The following is a 15,479-nucleotide window of genomic DNA, read 5'->3' on the forward strand; positions in this document are numbered from 1 at the left end:
TGCAATTGCGAAGCACCTCTCCGGCAATTGCGGCGAACCGCCAAGCAATTGAATCCCTGTGGAAAACCCGCCGCCTGCAATTGCGAGGCTCCTGCGCGCAGGCCGTGAACTGGCCTCCACAGGCACACCACCGGGCCGCATCTGGCCCGCTTCTACAACCCAGACATGCAGTTTCTTAAGGGATTCGGAAAAAACGCCTTGAAACGCCAACGGGTTCCGGGAATCTATCTATGCAGGGTTGATATCCACAGGGGGAATTTAACCAAATGCGTGAGATGCTCAGGATCGGCTCCGGCAAGGTGCTGGACGAACTGGTGCGGGCCAGGCTCCGGCTCTGGCCCCAGCAGCCACCCGGCGTGACCGTCACGCCGAAGCAGCCCGGCACCTGGCTCCGCGGCCGGCCCGGGGAGCCGACGCTGGTCGCCCAGCCCTTCCTCAAGCTGCCGGGCACCAACACCTACCGGACCATCCCGGACGGGCTCTGGCTGCATTTCAGCCCGGACCCGGCGGACCGCTACGCCGACATCCTCTGCATCGAGGCCTGCGGCTCCATCGCCAACCTCCAGGACAAGCGCGCCCGCTTCGCGCCCTCCACCACCTCGCTCCTGGTCGTCTGTCCGCTGCGCTGGCTGCTGGACCCGGTGGGGCCGGAGGACCGCACCCCGCGCTGGCGGCTGATCCGCCTGCTGCGGGAGGTGCCGACCGAGCCGCTGGTGCTGCCGGTGCGGGACCTGAGGGTGCTCTACGGCCTGAAGTCCCGCCACTACCTGGGCTTCGCGCGGTCGCAGATGCCCCAGCCGCATGAGTATTTCTGCCCGATGGATGCGCTGACGGCGGAGGATGGGCACACGGCGCCGGAGATGCGCTCCCTCATCGGCCGCGCCAGCGCCACCGCCAACTTCATGACGCCGCCCTGACGCCTTGGCCACCACGCCGGGGGGCAGGGGACCCCCGGCGTGGTGGCCGCGCGGCACGGCGACACAGGAACTTCACATACCCCCCCTGCCCGGATGGCCAGGACGCCGGTAGACCTCGCGGCGGAACGCCGCCAGATCGGTACGCGGCGGGACGCCACCGGATCGATACCGCGGCGGAAGGCCGCCGGATCGGCGCCGCGGCAGGACGAAGGGGGAAGACACGGCATGGCCATCGGCAGGCGTTCACTCGGTCTCGCGGCCATCGCCGGCACGCTCGCGGCGCCATCCCTGGCCCAGGGCATCGGCGGCCCGCTCATCCTCTACACCTCACAGCTCGAACCGGATGCCGCGCAGACGGTGGAAGCCTTCCGCCGCCGCCATCCCGGCGTCACGGTGGAATGGATCCGCGCCGGCACCGGCCAGATCATGACCCGGCTGCGCGCCGAGATCGCCGCCGGCCAGCCCCGCCCGGATGTCCTGCTCCTCGCCGATGGGCTGACCTTCGAAAGCCTGCGCGCCGAAGGCCGCCTGCGCGCGAGCCCGGAGGTCGCCACCGCCGGCACGCCGGCGGACCAGGTCGATGCCGGCCGCGCCTATTTCGGCACCAAGCTCATCACCACCGGCATCATGCACCACGCCCGCGCCCCCTTCGCGCCCCGGCGGTGGGAGGACCTGCTCCAGCCCCGCGCGCGCAACCAGGTCGCCATGCCCTCCCCCGCCGTCTCCGGCGCCGCCGCCATCCATGTCACGGCCCTGGTGCAGAACCCGGCGCTGGGCTGGGACTATGTGGAGAAGCTGGTCCGCAACGGCGTCCAGGCCCGGGGCGGCAACGGCCCCGTCATGCAGGCCGTCGCGGGGGCGGAGCGCGCCTTCGGCATCGCCATCGACTACCTGCCCATCCGCGAACAGCGCAACGGCGCCCCCGTCCGCTTCGTCTTCCCGGAGGATGGCGTCTCCGCCATCACGGAACCGGCCGCCATCCTCTCCACCACCCGCAACGCGCCCGCCGCCATCGCCTTCATCGACTTCCTGCTGGGGCGTGAGGGGCAGGAACTCGCCTCCCGCCAGGGCTTCCTGCCGATCGACCCGGAGGTCGCGCCCCCGCCCGGCTTCCCCGACCCCAGGTCGATCCGCATCATGCCCTTCGACGCCGCCCGCGCGGCGCGGGAGCAGGAGGAGATCCTGCGCCGCTTCGCCCAGCTCATCGGCGGCTGAGCCACCCCCCTTGACCAGGACCGAGGGCCCGGGCCGCGCCACGGTGGCGCTGGCGGTCGGCTGGCTCACGCTGGTCGGCGCCCTGCCGCTGGCGCGGCTGCTGGCCGAAAGCCTGGCCGGCACCGCGCTTCCCACGGCCCTGTCGGACCCCGCCACCTGGCGCGCTGCCCTCTGGTCCCTGCTGCTGGCGCTCGGCGCCGCGGCGCTGGCCACCGCCTTCGGCGCCGCGCTGGGCTGGGCGCTGCTGCTGCGCGGCCTGCCCGCCCGCGGCCCGCTCGTCTTCTGCGCCGTGCTGCCGGCGCTGGTGCCGGCGCAGGTCATGGCGCTGGGCTGGATCCAGGCCGGCGGCCCGGCCTCCCCCCTGCTGCTGGCGCTCGACCTCGCGCCGCCCATCGGCACGCCGAACCCCATCTACTCCGCCGCCGGGATGGTGGCGCTGCTGGCGGTGCAGGCGACGCCCCTCGTCCTGCTGGCCATCGCCGCCCTGCTGCGCCGCGTGCCCGGGGAGGTGGTGCTGGCCGCGCGCGGGCTGGGCGCCACCCCCGGCCAGGCGCTGCGCCGCGCCGTCTGGCCGCTGCTGCTGCCCGGCCTGCTGGCCGGCGCCGGCCTCGCCTATGTCGCCGCGCTCGGCAATTTCGGCGTCGGCGCGCTGATCGGCATCCCCGCCCGCGTGCCGGTGCTGCCGGTGCTGATCTGGCAGCGGCTTTCCGCCGGCGGCACCGCCAGCCTGGCCCAGGCCGCCGCGCTCGCGCTGATCCTGGCCGCCATGGCCGCGCCCGCCCTGGTGCTGCAATCCCTCGCCGCCCGGCGCGCCCCCGCCGCCGGGCGCCTGGCCTTCGAGGCCCTGCCCCTGCCCCGCGCCGGCCAGGCGGCGGCGCTGGCGCTGGTGCTGCTCTACCTCGCCATCGTGCTGCTGGTGCCGATGCTGTCGCTGGTCGCGGCCGCGCTCGTCCCCGCCATCGGGATGGAGCTGTCGGCCTCCACCGCGACGCTGCGGCATTTCCTGGCCGCCCTGGCCCCCGGCGCGCAGACGGCGCGCTCCTTCGGCAATTCGCTGCTGCTGTCCACCGGCGCGGCGCTGGTCCTGGCGCTGGCCGCGCTGCCCATCGCCATGGCGATGCGGGCGCGGGCGGTGCGCATCGCCACCACCGCGACGGACCTGCCCTATGCGCTGCCCGGCGCCTGCACCAGCGTCGCCGCCATCCTGGTGGTGCTGTCGCTGCCGGGCGGCGGAGCGCTCTACGGCACGCTGGGCCTCATCGGCCTCGCCTACCTCACCCGCTTCCAGGCCCTGGCGCTGCGCCCCGTCGCCGCCGCCGCCGCGCGGCTCGACCCCACGCTGGACGAGGCCGCGCGCGGCATGGGCGCGGGCGCGCTGCGCCGCCTGTTCAGCGTCCACCTGCCGCCGCTGGCCCCGGCGCTAGCGGCCGGCGCCATCCTCGTCTCCCTGACCGCGGTGAACGAGGTGACGGTCTCCTCCCTGCTCTACGGGCCGGGGACGCAGACGCTGGGCGTGCTGGTCTTCAACCTGCAGGAAAGCGGCCAGTCCCCGCTGGCCGCCGCCGTCTCCTGCCTCGCCCTGCTGCTGAGCGCGGCGCTGATGGCGCTGGCGACGCTGGCCGCCCGTCGCCTGCCGGCGGGGACGCTGCCCTGGCGGCCCTAGGTCGCCAGACTCCAGAACATCCTGAGCACCGTCAGCCCCAGGAACACCGCGAAGCAGCGCTTCAGCAGCAGCGGCGGGATGGAATGCGCCAGGTGCACGCCCCAGGGCGCCGCGATCAGGCTCGTCGGCACGATCAGCGCGAAGCCGATCAGGTTGACGTAGCCCAGGCTCAGCGGCGGCAGCAGCGTGTTCCCCCAGCCGCCATAGATGAAGCCGATCGTGGCGGGGATGGAGATGATGACGCCAAACGCACTCGCGGTGGCCACCGCGCTGCGGATCGGCGCGCCGAACATGGACAGGATCGGCACCCCCACCGTGCCGCCGCCGATCCCCATCATCGCGCTGATGCCGCCGATGAAGGTGCCGAGCGCATGCCGCCGCTTGCCCGTCGGGAAGCTCTCCCGCAGCTTCCAGTCCACGCCGGTGAAGCCCATGTTCACCGCCACCAGCGCCGCGATCACCGCGAAGACCGCGGTATGCGCGCCGCCCTTCACCACGATGCCGAGCAGCGTGCCGATCAGCACGCCGGCCGCGATGGAGGGCACCAGCGAGCGCAGCAGCACCACATCCATCGTCCCCTTCGCGAAGTGCTTGCGCGCGGACTGGATGGAGGTCGGGATGATGGTGGCGAGCGAGGTGCCCACCGCCAGCTTCATCTGCACGGCTTCCGGAATGCCGAAGAAGGGAAAGATGCTGAACAGCACGGGCACGATGACGATGCCGCCCCCCACGCCGAGCAGCCCCGCGAGCAGGCCGGAGAAAAGCCCGGTCGCCGCCATCGCCGCGGCCAGCCCGGCCAGCCACAGCGGATCGTACATATGTTCCAAGGAAGTCACTCTCTGAGGGTCGATGGTGAAGGCGCTCTTGCGCCGTGCGCGCGGGAGATCCCCTTGCGCACCGCGCGCGGCGGTGCAGCAATGGCCGTGCCATACCGCCCGCATCCCGCCGCGTCACCCCCGCCTCCCCAGGACCCTCCCCGTGCCGATCATCGCCGACCCCTGGTTCTGGGTGCTTGCCATCCCCGCCGTGCTGCTGACCGGCATCACCAAGGCGGGCTTTGCCTCCGGCGCGGGCAATTCCATGGTGCCGCTGATGTCGCTGGTCATTCCCGCGCCGCAGGCCGCCGGCATCGCCCTGCCGCTGCTCTGCGCCATGGACATCGCCTCGCTGAAGGCCTGGTGGGGCAAATGGTCTAAGGAACAGCTCTGGATCATCATGCCGGGCGGCCTGCTCGGCGTGCTGATCGGCGCCGCCATCTTCGGCTTCCTGCCGGATGCGGCGGTGAAGCTGATGGTGGGGGCCATCGCGCTGATCTTCCTCGCCCGCAGCCTGTGGCAGGGCCGCCCCGGCCGCGTGCCGCCCCCGCCAGCCACCAGCCACCGGGGCAAGGGCGCCTTCTGGGGCATGATGTCGGGGCTCACCAGCACCATCGCCCATGCCGGCGGCCCGCCGCTCGCCGTCTATCTCTACCCGCTCCGGCTGGAACGCGCGGCGCTGGCCGCCACCACCGTCGTCTTCTTCGGCGTGGTGAACTACGTGAAGCTGGTGCCCTATTTCCTGCTCGGCCAGCTCTCCCTCACCAATGTCCTCACCAGCCTGGTGCTGCTGCCGCTGGTGCCCATCGGCGTGCGCATGGGCATCTGGCTGCAGGGAAGGATGAGCGACAAGGTCTTCTACCGCATCGTCTATGTCATGCTGGCCGTCAGCGGCACCAAGCTCGTGTACGACGGCATGAAGGGACTGATCTGATGCTCGGCGTCCTCGGCGGCATGGGGCCGCTGGCTTCCGCGCAGTTCATGCTGCGCCTCACCCTGCTGACACCAGCGGCGCGGGACCAGGACCACATCCCCGCCCTGCTCTGGTCCGACCCCCGCGTGCCGGACCGCACGGCGGCGCGGATCGCGGGCGGGGAGGATCCGCTGCCCGCTTTGCTGCGCGGCATCCGGGGTCTGGAAGCCGCCGGCGCCACCGCCATCGCCATCCCCTGCAACACCGCCCATGGGTGGTTCGAGGGCATGCAGGCGGCGACCCGCCTCCCCATCCTCCACATCGTCGATGCGGCGGAGGAGGAGCTGCGCCGCCAGGGCGTCGCCCCCGGCCCGATCGGGCTGATGGGCACCGCCGGCACCCTGGCCATGCGGCTCTACCAGGGCCGGCTCGATGCCCGTGGCTGGACCTGCCTGACCCCCACGGCCGAGGAGATGGACCGCCTCGTCACCCCCGGCATCGCGCTGGTGAAGGCGAATGACGTGGCCGCCGCCTACGCGCCCCTGGCGGAGGCCGCGCGCCTGCTGGCCGCCCGCGGCGCCCGCGCCGTGGTGCTGGGCTGCACGGAAATCCCCCTCGGCATCGCCGCCGGCCCGGCGCTGCCCTTCCCGGTCTGCGACACCATCGATGGCCTGGCCCGCGCCGCCATCGCGCGGTGCCACCGGCCCGGCTGATCCCGTCCCGGCATCACGCCGCGCTGCATTATCCGGATTGCCGCCGGCGCGGCCCGGCCCGCATCGTCGTGGCCGCCGCGCGGCCCGGATCGACGCGGCGGAGACCACGCCCATGCCCCGCGCCGCCCGCCTCCTCGCCTGCCTGGCCTTCCTCGCGGCCCCCGCCGCGGCGCAGGACATCCGCCTCGGCATCGAGCTCTTCCCCAACAGCCTCGACCCGCACTGGCACAATTTCGGCGGCAACAAGGGCTTCGCCGCGCATCTCTATGAACCGCTGGTGGCCCTCGATGCCCAGCAGCGCCCGGCGGCCGCGCTGGCCACGGCGTGGGTCGCGACCGATGCCACCACCTGGCGCCTCACGCTCCGCCCGGGCGTGACGTTCCATGACGGCGCGCCCCTCACCGCCGCCGATGTCGCCTACACCATCGCGCGCGCGGCGAACGTGCCCGGCAGCCCCTCCTCCTTCGCCGTCTATCTCCGCCAGATCACGGCGGTGGAGACGCCGGATGCCGCGACCGTCATCCTCCGCACCGCGGCACCCTTCCCGCTGATGCCGGTCTATCTCAGCCAGGTGCCCATCATCCGCGCCAGCGGCGCCACCACGGCGGATTTCGATTCCGGCCGCGCCGCCATCGGCACCGGCCCCTACCGCCTCACGGCCTTCGCGCGCGGCGACCAGGTGACGATGGCGCGCCACGACGCCTATTGGGGCCCTGCCTCGCCCTGGGCCCGCGCCACGCTGCGCAACATGCCCCAGCCCGCCACGCGCGTCGCGGCGCTGCTGGCGGGTGACCTCGATGCCATCGATGCCGCGCCGCCGCAGGACCTGCCCCGGCTTGCCGCCGATCCGCGGCTGCGCGTCTCCACCCTGGTCGCCCCCGCCGTCGCCGGCTTCCACCTGGATGTGACGGATCGCACGCCCCCCGGCATCACCGCCGCCGATGGCACGCCCCTGCCCCGCAACCCCCTGCTGGACCACCGGGTGAGGGAGGCGCTCTCCCTCGCCATCCAGCGGGACGCCATCGTGGACCGCGTCATGGGCGGCCAGGCGCGGATCGCCGGCCAGTTCATGCCGCCCGGCGCCTATGGCCACGCCCCGGGCCTGGCCCCCGCGCCCTACGACCCCGCCCGCGCCCGCACCCTGCTGGCGGATGCCGGCTACCCCCAGGGCTTCCGCCTGACCATCCACTGCCAGAACAACCGCTTCGTGAATGACGAACAGATCTGCCAGGCCGTCGCCCAGATGCTGACCCGCGCCGGCATCCGCACCACGGTGGAGGCGATGCCCCACGTCATGCACGTCGCCCGCAGCCGCAACCGGGAATTCAGCCTCTGGACCGGCCTCTGGAACGTCGAGACCGGGGAGCCCACCTCCCCCCTCGTCACCCTGCTCGGCACGGTGGACGAGGCGCGCGGCCGCGGCCAGTTCAACCGCGGCCGCTACGCCAACCCCGCCTTCGATTCGCTGCTCGACCAGGCGCTGGCCGAACTCGATGACGGGGCGCGGGAGCGGCTGCTGATCCAGGCGACGGAAATCGCCTTCCGCGACGTCGCCCTCACCCCGCTGCACCACCAGATGCACCTCTGGGCCCACCGCGCCGGCCGCCGCCATGCGCCGCGGCTCGACGGCTATACCAGGGCCATGGACTTCACCCCGGACTGACCCCGCCGGGATTGCGACGGCGTCACTTGAACCGACGAGTGCCCTCGTCGTATAAACGCCCGTGCAGATGAGAATTATTCTCAACTGAGTCGCAAGACCGACCTGCCGACGCCTAACGCCGTGCCTCCACCGCCTAGCCTGCACGACCTGACACGACCGACGGGAGCTTCCATGGGCCGCGAATTCAGTCACATCGCCCGCCGCTGCGAACGCGCCGTCGTGACCGCCTACCGCGAACTGCGCGATGGCGGCGAGGCCGATATCCAGGCCTTCACCGCCTGCACCACGCTCTACCGGATCCACCATCCGGAGGCCTCGATGCAGGAAGCGCGGCGACTCGTCTCCGAATGGATCGACCACCACATCATCCGCGCGGCGGAAACGCCGACCGACGGCTGCGCCTGCGACTGATCCCGAAGGCCACGCGGGCGGCGCCGTGCCGCCCGCCCCTATTCGCCGGCCAGCGTCGCCGCCACCGTCCGCTCGGCCAGTGAGGCGAGGCCCGAGGCCGCCGCCCCCGCCTCCACCGGCCGCCCATCCCGCGATGCCTGCTCCACCGCCGCCAGCAGGTCCGCCAGCGGCCGCGCGCCCGCCATGCGCGCCGCCCCCTTCAGCCGGTGCGCCGCCGCCGCCGCGCCGGCCAGATCCCCGGCCGCCAGCGCCACCGCCACCGCCTCCCCATCCCGCTTCACGCCTTCCCGGAAGGTGTTGAGCAGCCCGGCCAGCCGCGCGGGGTCGCTGCCGAACAGGCCGCGCAGCGCCTCCGGGTCGAACAGCTGCGGCCCGGGCTCGGCCACCGCCGTCTCCACCCGCCCCGGCGTCTGCGGCATGAACCGCCCGAGCACGCGGGCCAGCGCATCCAGCGCCAGCGGCTTCGGCAGGAAGGCATCCATCCCCGCGGCGTAGCAGCGCTCATCCTCGCCGCGCATCGCATTGGCCGTCACCGCCACCAGCGCGGTCCGCGCCCCCCCCGGCGCCAGCTGCTCCTCCCGCCGGATGGCGCGGGCCAGGTCCAGCCCGTCCATCACCGGCATGTGCAGGTCCACCAGCGCCACGCGGTGCCGCGCCTGGCGCCACAGCGCCAGCGCCTGCGCCCCGTCCTCCGCCATGTCCGCCTGGCAGCCCAGCAGCTCCAGCTGCCGGGCCAGCACCTCCCGGTTCACCGGGTGGTCGTCCACCACCAGCAACCGCGGCGCCGCCTCCCCATCCAGCGGCGGCAGGACCGGGGATGCCAGGACCGGCGGCGCCTCGATCGGCTCCGCCGGCAGCAGCCGCAGCGTCACGGTGAAGCGGCTGCCCCGCCCCGCCGTGCTCTCCACCGCCACGTCGCCGCCCATCAGCTGCGCCAGCCGCCGCACGATGGAAAGGCCGAGCCCCGTGCCCCCGAAGCGCCGCGTGGTGGAGGAATCGGCCTGCGCGAAGGGCTGGAACAGCCGCCCCACCTGCTCCGGCGTCATGCCGACGCCGCTATCCTCCACCATCAGGGTGACGACGATCGCCACCCCCTCCCCCATCATCTCCGGCCGCGCCGAGCAGCGCAGGCGCACGAAGCCCACATCGGTGAACTTGATGGCGTTGCCGACCAGGTTGAACAGGATCTGCCGCACCCGCACCGGATCCGCCGCCACCATGTCCGGCGCATGCGGCGTGACCGGGCCCAGCGGATCGGCGAAGAGCAGCAGGCCCTTCCGCTTCGCCTCCACCGCCAGCGTCTCCACCGCCCCTTCCACCAGGCCGCGCAGCGAGAAGGGAAGCTGCTCCAGCTCCATCCGCCCCGCCTCGATCTTCGAGAAGTCGAGCAGGTCGTCGATGATCCGCAGCAGCGATCCCGCGCTTTCCCGCATCACCGTCACGCAGCGCGTCAGCGCGGGGCCGGGCGGCGTGCGCTCCATCACCTCGATCATGCCGAGCACGCCGTTCATCGGCGTGCGGATCTCGTGGCTCATGGCGGCCAGGAAGGCGGATTTCGCGCGGTTCGCCGCCTCCGCCGCATCGCGCGCCGCGGCCAGCGCGCCTTCCTGCCGCTTGCGGTCGGTGATGTCGGTGTAGGTGCGGACCATGGATCCGTCCTCCATCCGCCGCGCATGCACCTCCAGCACCGTGCCGTCATGGCGCGCGCGCTCGTAGCGCTTCTCCTCCATGGGCTCGTCGGCCAGCGCGCGCCGCGCCTGCTCCGCCCCTTCCGCGCTGCTGTCGTAGTCGCCGCGGGCGCGCTGGTAGGCCACCATCTCCGCGAAGCGCACGCCGGGCCGCGCCAGGGCATCCGGCAGCGCCAGCAATTCGGCCGCGCGGCGGTTGATGACGCTGACATGCCCGTCGGGCCCCACCAGCAGCAGCCCCTGGCCCATCGCCTCGATCGTCGCGGTCAGCGCGGCATAGGTGCCGCGCGCCGCGTCCCGCGCCTCCGCCAGCGCGGCCTCCTGCCGCTTGCGCTCGGTGATGTCGGTGAAGGTCCGCACCGTGCGGCCATCCGGCAGCGTCACCGAATGCACCTCCAGCGCCGACCCATCGGCCATGCGCCGTTCGTAGTGCCCCTCATGCACCGCGGCACCCGCCAGCACTTCCCGCGCCCGCTCCGCCGCCGGCGGGTCGCGGTCGTATTCCCCGGTCTCCAGCTGCCAGGCCGCGATCTCCTCCAGCCGCGTCCCTTCCCGCGCGAGCTCCGGCGGCAGGCGCAGCAATTCGATCGCCCGGCCGTTGATGACCTGCACCCGCCGATCCGGAGAGAACATCAGCAGGCCCTGGCTCATGTGCTGGATGGTGACCGCCAGGCTGCTTTCCGCCGCCTGGGCCACGTCCCGCGCCTGGCGCAGCTCATCCTCCCGCGCGCGCAGCCGGGTGATGTTGCGGTAGGTGGACAGCACGCTGCCATCCGCCAGCCGCTGGCGCGTGATCTCCATCCAGTACCCGGCCGGGGAGAGCCTGACATCCGGCTCCGCCCCGGCGCCCAGGATGGCCGCGGCGCGCGCCGCCACCGCCGCCTCCATCGCGGCGCCCTCCGCCGGCGGCGTGCCGTAGTCGCCCCGGCGCAGCATCAGGCGCAGGATGTCCCGCCCATCGGCGCCCGGCCGGGCCAGCGCGGCGGGGATGCCGTAGTAATGCGCCAGCTGCCGGTTCATCAGCCGCACGCGGAAATCCGGCGACCACAGCACCAGCCCGTCCTGCATGCTGTCGAGCACCAGCTCATGCGTCGCGCGCGCCGCCTGCAGCTCCTCCTCCCGCGCCTTGAGCGCGGAGATGTCGCGATAGATCACCAGCACGCCGCCATCCGGCGTGGCGACGGAGGAGGCCTCGATCCACTCCCCGTTGCGGCCCCGCACCTGCACCGGCGCGCTGCCGGGGTGCCGGGCGATGGCGAGCCGCGCCTCCACCGCCGCCTCGAAGCCCGCCTCCTCCGGCACCGGGCCGAAATCGCCCCGCCGCATGCGGTAGCGCATCGCCTCCACGGCGGAAGCGCCGGGCGCGCCGATCCCCTCCGGCAGCGCGAAGAATTCCACCGCCGCCCGGTTGCCCAGCAGGAAGTTCAGCTCCTGGTCCATCAGCACGACGCCATCGGTCATGCTGTCCAGGATCAGCCGGTGCATGGCCCGCGCGCCGGCCAGCTCCTCCTCCCGCTGCTTCAGCGCGGTGACGTCGCGATACATCAGCACCGCGCCGCCGCCCTTCACCGGAATGGTCTTCACCTCCAGCCACAGGCCGGAGGGCGTGCGCCGGATGTAGGAAACGCCGCCCGGCCGGTTCAGCAGCGCGGCGCGCTGCGTCACCCGCGCCTCCAGCTCCGCCTTGTCGCGCGGCGGCGGGCCGAACTCGCCGCGCTCATCCTGGTAGCGCATCACGTCCAGCACGCTGACGCCCTTGTAGGCCATGTGCAGCGGGAACTCGCCGACGCGGATGGTCTCCCGGTTGAAGAACTGCAGCTTCATCTCGGCATCCCACATGACGACGCCGTCGGTCATGTGGTCGAACACCGTCTCCAGCGTGGCCCGCGCGGCGGAAAGCTCCTCCTCCTGCCGCTTCAGGTCGGTGATGTCGGCCGCCGTCAGCACCAGGCCGCGCGACATGGCGCGCAGATGCACCTGGAACCAGGCGCCGCAGGCCGTGCGCCACACCGTGGCGCGCTCCGCCTCGCCCGGCGGCGGCAGCCAGCTTGCGGGATCCCCGGGCCGGTCGAAGCCGGGATTGGCGGCCGCGCCCCCCTGGCCGGTCGCCGCCAGCAGGTCCCGCAGCCGGTCGCCCGCCGCCGGCGCCGCGCCGGGCGGCAGCAGCCGCGCGAAATCCGGGTTGCAGGACACCAGCCGCCCATCCGCGGCGAACAGCGCAAAGGGGCCGGCAAGATGGGCCAGCGCTTCCGCCTGGAGGCTGACGACCTCGTCCGGCGGCAGGGCGCCGGCGGGCCAGTCGTTATCGGGCATGCCCGCATTATGCCGCAACCGCGCCGCTTCTTGTGTTTCGCGCCGTGCAACGGTTTGTTTCACCTGTTTCGCCACGCCCCCGCCCGAGTCGACCGGGCCGCATCACAGTGACAGGAGAGCCAGGCATGGCCGGAGGCACGACCAACCTGCTGGTGGTGGAAGACGATCCGTTCCAGCGGGAGACGGTCTGCGCCTACCTGTCGAACCAGGGCTTCGCGGTGGATGGCGTGGCCGATGGCCCGGCCTTCCGCGCCGCCATCGCCGCCGCCATGCCGGATGCCGTGCTGCTGGATGTCGGCCTGCCCGGGGGCGAGGATGGCTTCGCGCTCGCCCGCTGGCTGCGCGCGCTCTCCCCGGCCGTCGGCATCATCATGCTGACCGCGGCCGGGGACCTGGTGGATCGCGTCGTCGGCCTGGAATCCGGCGCCGACGACTACATCACCAAGCCCTTCGAGCCGCGCGAGCTGCTGGCCCGCATCCGCGCCTTGATGCGCCGCGCCCATGCCGAGGCCGCGGCCACCCCCCAGAAGCCCGAGAATTTGGCCCCCGGCCGGGTCCGCATGGGCGGCGCCGTGCTGGACCTGAAGCGCGGGCTCCTCCTCACCGCCGACGGCCGCGAGGACACGCTGACCGAGGGCGAGTTCACCCTGCTCAAGCTTTTCGTGGACAACCCCAACCGCGCGCTGCACCGCGACTGGCTGCTGGAGCGGACGAGCGGGGATGAGGAGCCGGAGGCCTTCGACCGCGCCATCGACCTCCGCATCATGCGGCTGCGCCGCAAGGTGGAACGCAACCCGGCCCGCCCGATGGCGATCCGCACCGTGCGCGGCGTCGGCTACCTCTTCGACCCCGAGGCGGGATGAGCCACGGGCGGTAGCCACCGCCCCATAGCCACACAGGCTGGCGGGTGCTTCAACCCGCCCCCATGCGCGCCTCCTTCTCCGCCCAGGCCCTCTTCGCCGGGCTCCTCGCCGCCTTCGTGGGCTTCGCCTCCTCCTTCGCCGTGGTGCTGCAGGGGCTGAGCGCGGTCGGCGCCAGCCCGGCCCAGGCGGCCTCGGGCCTCACCGCGCTCGCCATCGCCATGGGGCTCTGCGGCGTGGTGCTGAGCCTCTGGCGCCGCCTGCCCATCACCGTCGCCTGGTCCACGCCCGGCGCCGCGCTGCTGGCGGGCTCCGCGGTGCCGGAGGGCGGCTTCCCCGCCGCCGTCGGCGCCTTCATCGCGGCGGCGCTGCTGGTGCTGGTCGCGGGGCTCTGGAAGCCGCTTGGCCGCGCCGTGGCGCGCATCCCCGCGCCCATCGCCAACGCCATGCTGGCGGGCGTGCTCTTCGGCCTCTGCCTGGCCCCCGTCCGCGCGGTGGAGCAGATGCCGGCGCTGGCCCTTCCCGTCATCCTCACCTGGCTGGTGGTCGGCCGCCTCAACCGCCTGCTGGCCGTGCCGGCGGCCGTGCTTGTCACGGTCGGGCTGCTCTGGTGGCAGGCGCCGCCCATGGGCGACCTGTCGCTCAGCCCCGTCGCCATCCTCGTCATGCCGGCCTTCGACGCGACGGCCATGGTGGGCATCGCGCTGCCGCTGTTCCTGGTGGCGATGGCGTCGCAGAACATCCCGGGCATGGCGGTGCTGAACGTCAATGGCTACCGCCCGCATCCCGGCCCGCTGTTCACCACGACCGGCCTGTTCAGCCTGGCCGCCGCGCCGCTCGGCGGGCATGGCGTGAACCTGGCCGCCATCACCGCCGCCTTGTGCGCCGGGGAGACGGCGCATCCCGACCCCGCGCGGCGCTGGTGGGCCGCGGTGGTGGCGGGGCTCGGCTACTGCGCCTTCGGCATCGTCTCCGCCGCCGCCGCCGCCTTCATCGCCGCCGCGCCGCCGATCCTGATCCAGGCCGTCGCCGGCCTGGCGCTGCTGGGCAGCTTCGGCAGCGCCATCGTCGCAGGCCTGTCGGAGGCGGCAGACCGGGAAGCCGCGGTCGTCACCTTCCTCGTCACCGCCTCCGGCCTCACGGTGCTGGGCATCGGCGGCGCCTTCTGGGGGCTGGTCGCGGGGGGCGTGGTGATGGCGGTGGCGCGGTGGCGGCGCGCGCCCGCCCGGCATCAGCCCGGCAATGCTTCCCGGTAGTAGCGCAGGTCGAGGTACTTCATCGGGTCGGTGAGGGTGGTCCCGGCCGGTCCGAACTGGCTTCGCAGCCCCAGCACGGTGCTGATGCCCGGAATGTCGATGGCCGCGCGCGGCGCGAAGCCGCCGGAGGGGTCGAGCAGCACGCGATAGGAATTGGCCGCGACCTGCTCGCTCATCGTCGGCACGTTGCGGCGAAGCAGCGCGATGGCCTCCTCGCGGTTGGCCGGATCGTAGAGCCAGGACAGCGCATCGACCGTGCCGCGGATATAGCCCACGACCTCGGCGCGGTGGCCTTCCGCCCAGCCGCGGCGCGTGGCGGAGACCAGCCCCTGATAGGCGCCCAGCATCCGCGCCGCATCCGCCAGCACGCGGAAGCCCTGGGCCTCGGCCTGCACCTCGAAGGGGGAGATCAGCAGCGTGCCGGCATGCCGCTTCTCCAGCAGCGCCTGGTAGCGCTGCAGCACGCCCCCGGCACGCACATAGCTCACCTCCTCCTGCCGCAGGCCGCCGAGCTCCACCAGCTTGCGCAGCACGAAGGCATAGCCGGTGGTCAGGGCGTCCACCGACAATTCCTTGCCGCGCAGTTCGGCGAAGCTCGTGATCTCCGGCACGGTGACCAGGCGCAGGAAGCCGTTGTCGCCGCCCATCACGACAGCCAGGTCAGGCGTGCCCTGCACGCTCGCCTCCCCCTGGCCTTCCATATAGGCGATGACGTTGTCGATCGCCGTCACCGCCATGTCGAAGCGGCCGCTGATGAGGTTGGTGAGCTGGAAGGTGGAATTGGGCGTGGGCGTCAGCGTCACGCGGACGCCGTGGCGGGCGAAGAAGCCCTTCTCCATCGCGACCCAGATCGGCCAGTTGAAGCCGCCGGGGAAGGTGATCAGCTCGATCGGCCGCAGGGTCTGCCCCACGGCCCCCAGCGCGGGCATCGCCAGCGCGGCGCCGAGTGCGAGTTTCACAGCGCCACGGCGGCCCATGCCCTGGTTCATCGATCCGTTCCCCCGATTATGCCCCCAGGCTGGGGGAGGCGCGGCGGGATGGCAAGGCAGGAA

12 protein-coding genes are annotated in these 15,479 nt (G+C 73.0%); 9 read left to right on the forward strand and 3 right to left on the reverse strand.

Going from position 1 to position 15,479, the window contains the following annotated elements; translation table 11 throughout:
• The first annotated feature begins 266 nt into the window (after positions 1 to 266).
• The 3 genes from JJI54_RS14260 (at position 267) to JJI54_RS14270 (ending at position 3,795) form a co-directional block, all read left to right on the forward strand.
• Positions 267 to 917 (forward strand): hypothetical protein, encoded by a 651-nt coding sequence (locus JJI54_RS14260; protein WP_203073672.1) that lies wholly within the window; start codon positions 267 to 269, stop codon positions 915 to 917.
• A gap of 225 nt (positions 918 to 1,142) precedes the next feature.
• Positions 1,143 to 2,132, forward strand: coding sequence for an ABC transporter substrate-binding protein (locus JJI54_RS14265; protein ID WP_203073673.1), 990 nt, complete (start codon positions 1,143 to 1,145; stop codon positions 2,130 to 2,132).
• A 10-nt stretch (positions 2,133 to 2,142) separates the two neighbouring features.
• Positions 2,143 to 3,795, forward strand: coding sequence for an ABC transporter permease (locus JJI54_RS14270; protein WP_203073674.1), 1,653 nt, complete (start codon positions 2,143 to 2,145; stop codon positions 3,793 to 3,795).
• Here the strand turns inward: JJI54_RS14270 and JJI54_RS14275 are convergent.
• Complete coding sequence (locus JJI54_RS14275; RefSeq protein ID WP_203073675.1) at positions 3,792 to 4,613, reverse strand: sulfite exporter TauE/SafE family protein; 822 nt, start codon at positions 4,611 to 4,613, stop codon at positions 3,792 to 3,794. The two genes, JJI54_RS14270 and JJI54_RS14275, sit on opposite strands and share 4 nt — an antisense overlap.
• A 160-nt stretch (positions 4,614 to 4,773) precedes the next feature.
• On the opposite strand from JJI54_RS14275, the gene JJI54_RS14280 reads away from it, so the two are divergent.
• The 4 genes from JJI54_RS14280 to JJI54_RS14295 all read left to right on the forward strand — a co-directional run bounded on the left by JJI54_RS14280 (position 4,774) and on the right by JJI54_RS14295 (position 8,310).
• On the forward strand, positions 4,774 to 5,544 hold the full coding sequence (locus JJI54_RS14280; RefSeq protein WP_203073676.1) for a sulfite exporter TauE/SafE family protein: 771 nt from the start codon (positions 4,774 to 4,776) through the stop codon (positions 5,542 to 5,544).
• On the forward strand, positions 5,544 to 6,236 hold the full coding sequence (gene cuyB / locus JJI54_RS14285; RefSeq protein ID WP_203073677.1) for a cysteate racemase: 693 nt from the start codon (positions 5,544 to 5,546) through the stop codon (positions 6,234 to 6,236). The genes JJI54_RS14280 and cuyB overlap by 1 nt, the downstream gene beginning before the upstream one ends.
• Before the next feature lie 112 nt (positions 6,237 to 6,348).
• Positions 6,349 to 7,899: an ABC transporter substrate-binding protein gene (locus tag JJI54_RS14290; protein ID WP_203073678.1), complete on the forward strand. Its 1,551-nt coding sequence runs from the start codon at positions 6,349 to 6,351 to the stop codon at positions 7,897 to 7,899.
• Positions 7,900 to 8,070: 171 nt separating this feature from the next.
• Positions 8,071 to 8,310, forward strand: a complete 240-nt coding sequence (locus JJI54_RS14295; RefSeq protein WP_203073679.1) for a hypothetical protein — start codon at positions 8,071 to 8,073, stop codon at positions 8,308 to 8,310.
• A 38-nt stretch (positions 8,311 to 8,348) separates the two neighbouring features.
• Here JJI54_RS14295 and JJI54_RS14300 read toward each other — a convergent pair whose 3' ends face one another.
• Entirely contained in the window at positions 8,349 to 12,311 is a 3,963-nt protein-coding gene (locus JJI54_RS14300) for a PAS-domain containing protein (RefSeq protein WP_203073680.1), read from the reverse strand.
• Between the two features lie 125 nt (positions 12,312 to 12,436).
• On the opposite strand from JJI54_RS14300, the gene JJI54_RS14305 reads away from it, so the two are divergent.
• Both JJI54_RS14305 and JJI54_RS14310 read left to right on the forward strand, forming a co-directional pair.
• Positions 12,437 to 13,174 carry a response regulator gene (locus tag JJI54_RS14305; protein WP_203073681.1) on the forward strand — a complete coding sequence of 246 codons (738 nt, stop codon included), beginning with the start codon at positions 12,437 to 12,439 and terminating at the stop codon, positions 13,172 to 13,174.
• A 44-nt stretch (positions 13,175 to 13,218) separates the two neighbouring features.
• Positions 13,219 to 14,427: a benzoate/H(+) symporter BenE family transporter gene (locus JJI54_RS14310; protein ID WP_318987508.1), complete on the forward strand. Its 1,209-nt coding sequence runs from the start codon at positions 13,219 to 13,221 to the stop codon at positions 14,425 to 14,427.
• On the opposite strand, the gene JJI54_RS14315 is transcribed toward JJI54_RS14310, so the two are convergent.
• Positions 14,403 to 15,416, reverse strand: coding sequence for an ABC transporter substrate-binding protein (locus JJI54_RS14315; RefSeq protein WP_203073682.1), 1,014 nt, complete (start codon positions 15,414 to 15,416; stop codon positions 14,403 to 14,405). The genes JJI54_RS14310 and JJI54_RS14315 overlap by 25 nt on opposite strands.
• Positions 15,417 to 15,479 lie beyond the last annotated feature (63 nt).

The organism is Falsiroseomonas ponticola (assembly GCF_016805305.1).
GTDB lineage: Bacteria > Pseudomonadota > Alphaproteobacteria > Acetobacterales > Acetobacteraceae > Falsiroseomonas > Falsiroseomonas ponticola.